This is a genomic window from Brevibacterium gallinarum (assembly GCF_014836885.1).
GTDB classification, from domain to species: Bacteria; Actinomycetota; Actinomycetes; order Actinomycetales; family Brevibacteriaceae; genus Brevibacterium; species Brevibacterium gallinarum.
This window is the reverse complement of the sequence record NZ_JACSPY010000001.1, coordinates 329,952-336,329: the sequence shown is the minus strand read 5'-3', so window position 1 is coordinate 336,329 and position 6,378 is coordinate 329,952. Positions and strand designations below refer to the sequence as shown.

The 6,378-nt window shown below is 63.4% G+C and carries 5 protein-coding genes and 1 pseudogene; 5 read left to right on the top strand and 1 reads right to left on the bottom strand.

What is annotated here, in order from left to right; genetic code table 11:
• Window positions 1–227: ATP-dependent helicase C-terminal domain-containing protein (locus H9634_RS01700; protein ID WP_191725086.1), on the top strand; the 227-nt coding region annotated here is incomplete at its 5' end.
• A 6-nt stretch (window positions 228–233) separates the two neighbouring features.
• Here the strand turns inward: H9634_RS01700 and H9634_RS01695 are convergent.
• Window positions 234–1,543: pseudogene (locus H9634_RS01695) on the bottom strand (ISL3 family transposase).
• 1,371 nt (window positions 1,544–2,914) lie between these two features.
• On the opposite strand from H9634_RS01695, the gene H9634_RS01690 reads away from it, so the two are divergent.
• From H9634_RS01690 to H9634_RS01675, 4 genes are all read left to right on the top strand, one after another.
• Window positions 2,915–3,556: a hypothetical protein gene (locus H9634_RS01690; RefSeq protein ID WP_191725085.1), complete on the top strand. Its 642-nt coding sequence runs from the start codon at window positions 2,915–2,917 to the stop codon at window positions 3,554–3,556.
• Window positions 3,557–3,708: 152 nt separating this feature from the next.
• Window positions 3,709–4,341 carry an ATP-dependent helicase C-terminal domain-containing protein gene (locus tag H9634_RS01685; RefSeq protein WP_318244966.1) on the top strand — a complete coding sequence of 211 codons (633 nt, stop codon included), beginning with the start codon at window positions 3,709–3,711 and terminating at the stop codon, window positions 4,339–4,341.
• A gap of 23 nt (window positions 4,342–4,364) precedes the next feature.
• On the top strand, window positions 4,365–5,303 hold the full coding sequence (locus H9634_RS01680; protein WP_225210453.1) for a 3-methyladenine DNA glycosylase: 939 nt from the start codon (window positions 4,365–4,367) through the stop codon (window positions 5,301–5,303).
• A 253-nt stretch (window positions 5,304–5,556) separates the two neighbouring features.
• A complete protein-coding gene (locus tag H9634_RS01675) occupies window positions 5,557–6,294 on the top strand; it encodes a hypothetical protein (protein WP_191725084.1) in 738 nt (245 codons plus the stop codon).
• Window positions 6,295–6,378 lie beyond the last annotated feature (84 nt).

Below are 6,378 nucleotides of genomic sequence, written 5' to 3'. Positions count from 1 at the left end.
GCTGGCAGGCGAGTCCGGTCATCTGCGATGGACGGGTGCCGGTGCTCATGCACCTGCTCTCCCCTGCCGGCCGGCCGCTGGCCGTCACCGCCGACCTCGACTCTTTCTGGCAGCAGGGCTACCCGGGCGTGCGGGCAGAGAACCGCGGCCGCTACATCAAGCATCCATGGCCAGAAGATCCGCTGACCGCCCCACCTGCCCGCGGCACCAAGCGCAGCGGCCGCTGAGCAGGCTTATCGCAAATGAGGGTGTAGTGCGGGTCTGAATCCACCGGCTTCGAGCAGTGATCTGGCTGTGTAGATGGTCGGGTTCCGGAGGCCGAGGGCTGAGCCGCGGAGGTGTACGAGGCGTCCGTTGATTGCTTCGGTGGGGCCGTTGGATGTGCCGGGACGGTCGAAGTAGGCCAGCGCGTCAGGGGTGCGACGTTTCAGGGTGCGCCGAGCTTGCGGATCTCTGTCAGCGCGGTGGGGACACCTGTGGTGACGTCGTCGATCAGCTTCTGCATCAGTGTCTTTCCCGCCGCCCGGTCGGGGTGCCGGTAGGCAATGATCATCCGCTGGTAGATGCCCCAGGTCGCTTCGACCTCGACGTGCTGTTCGTTCGTGAACAGGCGCAGCAGGTGTTCGCGTTGCCGGTCGACGAGGAGTGCTTCGCCGGTGTGCAGGGTGCGGCGGGCGCCGTAGGGCCGGTCACTGGAACGGCCTCGACGTCCGAACGTGTCGCGATGGACGCGGCGTCGGCAGTCGTCGAGCGCGTGGCCGGCGAGCTGGACGACATGGAATGGGTGCATCACCGCGACCGCTGTTGGGATCTCTTCTGCGGCGGCGGTCTTGAAGCCGGTGAATCCGTCCACCGCGACCACTTCGAGACCATCCCATCAGTTCGCGGAGCATTCGGCCAGCTAGGTCTTGAACACCCGCTGCGATCGGCCTTCGATCATGTCCAGCAGCCTGGCCGGTCCCGTCTTCGTGCGGATCGGAGTGAGGTCAATGATGACGGTGACGTACTTATCGCCGTGCCGGGTGTGTCGCCAGACGTGTTCATCGACACCGAGCGTAGTGACCCCACCGCACCGCCCGGATCATCGATCAGGACCCGGTGTCCCTCAGCGAGGATCGCGTTGCTGGCCGTATGCCAGGAGACTCCGAGACCGGCCGCAGCCCTTGCCACGCGGAGGTGGTCGATCACGATCGCTTCCAGCGCCCACCGGATGCCGCGACGCGAGCGCTTTGCTGGCATATCTGCTGCAGCGGTGAGGTCCTCGCGCCAGGCACCACTGCAGTGTGAACAGCGATAGCGTCGCACGCGGACTAACAGAGTCGTCGGCCGATGCCCGAAGGGCTCATGCGCCAACCGCCGCGCGATCAACGCGCATGAGGTCGCTTCCGTGCCGCAACCCCGACACGACGCGTCGGGCTCTGTCCTGCGACACTCGTGCACGGCACTCTCACGGTCAAGACGCTGCCCGACAGCTACGAGACCGTAGCTCATCAAGACAGCAGAACACGGTCAGAGCAGGGGTGGAGAAGGAAGCGCGAGACACGTCCGGAAATCTTAGAATAGCCAACTCTCCGCCTTGACAGCATGTGCATTCACATAGTATTCATCAAAGGGTTAAGCTGCACCCAGAGATCAGGATGTGAACGCTATGAATCGGAGAATCACTCGAGCTTCTGCAATTTTGCTGGCTGGGGTCATAGCTCTAGCGCCTGCCGGCGCAGCGCGGTCACTGACTGTCGATTCGACGACTAATGCTCACGCAGCGGCAAAAGGAGCAGCAGCGGACGGCAAGCTAGAGGATCGGGAGGGCACGCTCACCGACGAGCCATTAGTCGCTGTCGACGCCTCAGAGACTCACTCTGACGCAGGGGTCTATACCGGGGAAGCACCAGGTGTCGGAGAAGCCGCGCGGCGCCCCACCCGCATAGATTGCAAGATCGGTCAGGATAGCCCTCACATCTCACAGACTGCGAAGAACGGTTACACCGTGAATACTCACCTGCGCGGAAAATGCCCGTCAAGCGTTGTAACCAATACGGTCACAGGCTCCACATATCGGTCAGCTTGGTTCGGGTGGGTTCACCAGAAGTCTGGCACGGGAAGCGGGAGTAGAATGCATAAAAAGCTCAACCTCGCCTTCCGGTGCCACAAAAATAAAACCTACAACTATCGAACCCAAGGTCGATATTACAGCACTTTCTCAAATGGTTATAGGGGCCTAACCTACCGCACGACGTCCAAGTCAAAGCTGAAGTGCACCTACCGTTGATTCGCTTCACCGCTGGCGCGACGTCGAAACGGGCCCCTACTGCAATAGCTTTATGTCTCACAGTCCTCACCCTTGCCGCCTGCACCGAGCAACAGGATAGCAACATCGATAAAGCACCGGCTCCAGAAGCAGCCGCCCCAGAGGAGACTGCCCACTTCATCGCGGAGCATGACCTCCCTCTTTTGAGCGACTCGCGTACCCTTCCTTCCCTAGTGGATGCCCGAGGAGTGAGCGCACTTCCAGTACACGCAAGCTGGCCCGGGATGAGCCCGACTCCGGAACCGCCGCAGGCGCGGGAGTTCTGGCCCATCTTACTGACCCAGGATGACCTTCGCCTGGAATCAGGTTACCCAGCAGCAGAAGCGACCGCGCTCGTCTCGGACGAAGTTGGACCGAACGGTCTACCGTCAGAACAGGAGCAGCAGATATACTCATGCACCTTTATCGACGCAACAGATCCAGACCCGCATTCGAACGCTCAGTGTACGGTATCGAATGAGAAGGACGGCGTTGGGCTGGGCCTTCACCTTCACGGCCCCTCTGATACTTTTGTGATAGTTCAGTTCGAGTGGTTCGCACGAAAGGATGCTTTCTCGGACGATGTTCAGCCCGTGTCTATCAGCTATGCCTTTCGGAGATCTTCAGATGACCTGTGATGATACGGAATGGCTGACGAGCCGAGAGCCTTTGCAAGTCGACGTGCTCGGCCTAACGTTGACCACACGAATACCAGATTTCGACAGCTGGTCAGTTGCGGCGATTCTCCATCCGTTTGAGGACGAGAACGGCCAACCGCTCGAATGGCAGGAGGTTGACAAGTCTCGAGGTGCGGACGCAATCGAACTTTCAGCGGGACGGGATCGATTCTCACCTACTACTGGAGAACTGGATCAGACTCAAGCGACGATCCTCCTACAGATTCTGTGCCCCTCTCGGGCTTCTGTGCATCTTGGCTTCGGCACGGATATCCTTGTTACTCCGTCCTCACCACATACCGGCATGCAGCGCAACACGGAAGGCCAGATCGTCGCATCTGATCGACAGCTCGTGGTTGCCGGTGGTGAACGGTTCCTCATGCGCCAGTTCACTGGTACGGGTCTTGAGCTGATGGAGTCGTTGCGTACAACTCATGGTTGGATCGAATGGCCGAACTTGATGTGGGCAGATGAACGATCCTGGATGCTCGATTCGCATTGGGATGTGCCGTTCACCATCGTAGCCGCTGACGTGAAGACTATAGACCAGATCTCGTCGTGCCCGGGTCTCGACTCTTCAAGGGTCCGCTGAAGGTTCGGATGACTTCATGACTGGATCAACTCCAGAAAATGTTGAAGTCATGCCAGAGATCGACACTGATGAGTTCAAGCAGACAGCACTCTAGCTCAAACAGGATCACGACACGTCTCGGGCGCAGGCGCCAGACCTGAAGCGAACTGCCCTTGTCCAGCCACGCTGCATTTCTGCACGTGCAGCGGCTCGCCGGGTTTGCGCAGCTGCGGGGCCGGCTCGGGCTGCTGCATGCCGTACTCGGCGCGCCCTGGCCCGATGTCCGGTTCACCGCGCTCGAATCCGGGCTCGCGGAATGGTGCCATGGTGAGCTGACCCGGATGGCGGCCGGTGCCTCGGCGGCGGGAATCGACTGGACGTCTGCCCTGCGCAATCTGTTGCCGTGGCCAGAAGCCGGCCGGTTCGATGAGCTCGCCCCGGAGCGCATTGAGGTGCCCAGCGGCTCCACGGTGCGGCTGCGCTATCCGGCCCCGGAGGACCACGGTGACCGCGACGCGGACACTGCCGGTGCCGAGATCGCCGCCCCGGTGCTGGCGGTCAAGCTGCAGGAGTGCTTCGGCTGGCAGGCGAGTCCGGTCATCTGCGATGGACGGGTGCCGGTGCTCATGCACCTGCTCTCCCCTGCCGGCCGGCCGATGGCCGTCACCGCCGACCTCGCCTCTTTCTGGCAGCAGGGCTACCCGGGCGTGCGGGCAGAGAACCGCGGCCGCTACATCAAGCATCCATGGCCAGAGGATCCGCTCACCGCCCCACCTGCCCGCGGCACCAAGCGCTCAGGCCGCTGAGCGTCTGCGACAATGGGCAGGCGATGCACACCGACACCACCCCTGCCTCCACCTCCGGCTCGGCTGCGACTGGCGCACCCGAGACGGTCATCGACGCTGCCACCTGGAAGGCTGCCGCCGCCGAGCTCGCCGCCGCCGTCGAGGAGCGGATGGGCGCCCATCTGGCGCGCCGGGCCCGCGGCGAGAAGCACCCGGTCGAGGACTTCCTCTTCACTTACTATCCTTTCACGCCTGCGCAGGTGGCCCGCTACCAGCCCGGCGTCGGGATCGGGCTCGCCGCCCCCGAGGCAGCAGATCGTGAGCAGTTCACCCGCCGCTGGTGGACGGTCGCAGGCAATGTTGCTTTCGTCGACGTCCCGGCCTGGAAGGCCGACCGAGGTGAGGGCGCGCAGTTCATCGCGAACCTGCTGGCGGCGACCCTGGAACGGGAGGCGCAGCTGGGCTGCTTCGGGCTGCACGAATGGGCGATGGTCTACCGGCAGTCAGCTGATGAGCACCGGCATAGGCAGGTGCCGCTGCGGCTGAGCCAGGCCGAGACCGACAGGGTCGTCGAATCCCATCGCATCCAGTGTTCGCATTTCGATGCGTTCCGGTTCTTCACCCCGGCCGCCCGGCCGCTGAACACGCTCACGCCGGAACGGAAGACGATGGTGTCGATGGAGCAGCCGGGCTGCCTGCACGCCGGGATGGATCTGTACAAGTGGGCGATGAAGCTCGGGCCGATCGTGCCCTCGCAGGTGATCGTCACGGCGTTCGATCTTGCCCGCGATATCCGGACACTCGATATGGAGGCCAGCCCGTATGACGTGCGGGCCTGGGGCTATGGGGTCGTGGCGATCGACACGGCCGCGGGCAAGGCTGAGTACATGCGCCGGCAGCAGGCGTTCAGCCAGCGCGCCCAGCGGCTGCGCCGTGAGCTGCTCGAGGCGCTGGCCGCCGCCGGCATCGAACCGCGCAGCTGACGCGGTATTGCCGCGCGCTGGGCCCGCGGCTGAGGATCGACCGGCTGCGGACACGCTGGGAATCGACCGCCTGCGGACACGCGCTGGTTCCCGGGATTCGCGTGAGCAGCCACCTTCGTCCCTCATCTGCGCCCAGGCTCGGCATCTGGTCGAATGCCTGCACCCGGTGCAGTGAAACCCGTTACATCTCCTGGTCAGACGACTATGCTGGTGGCAGTGGAGGCACCAAGTCTCCTTGACGGAGGGACATCTCATGGACAATCAGACCTTGCTCCTCATCATCGCCGCAGTCATCGGCGTCATCATCATCATTGCGATCGTCGCCGCGCTGATGAAGGCGTCGAAGAAGAAGGAAGAACAGAAGCGGATCGAGGAGGAGCGCCGCCGCGAACAGCAGCGTCGTGAGGCCGAGCAGCTCCGCGAGGAGAACAAGCATTACGACATCGACGTCCGTCAGCGTGAGCTCGATGTTGAGAATCGTCGACTTGAAGCTGAGAAGGCCCGCCTGGAGGCCGACCGCAAGGAAAGCACCATCAACCGCGAAGAGGAGCAGCTCGCCGCCGAGCGCGAGGAGCTCAAGCGCCGCGAGGCCAAGGCCAATGAGCTCGATCCCGATTTCGATGAGAAGTCCGGAAAGCGCTCAACCGCCGGTGCGGCTGGTGCCGCAGGCGCCGGTGCTGCCGGTGCCACTGGCGCTGCCCACCGTGACGACCACGGTCATGGCCGCGACGACCGCCACCACGACGGGCTCGGCCGCGACGACCGCCACCATGATGGTCTCGGCCGTGACGAGCTGGGCCGTGATGGCCACCGTCAGCACGATGGTCACGCCGCACCGGGTGCGCACGAGCACGACGCTCGCGCACAGGGACAGGAGTTCGATCCGCGCGGGCAGGGTCATGATCACGGCCAGGGACTCGACCCGCACGGCCGGGATGTCCAGGAGCCGCGCTTCGACGAGAACGGCAACGAGATCCCGCCGCGTCACTGAGGCGCAGCAGGCCTGACTGACAGCAGACAGCGGGCGCGTGAGAGACGATCTCACGCGCCCGCTGTCTGTTGTGCGGAAACTCAG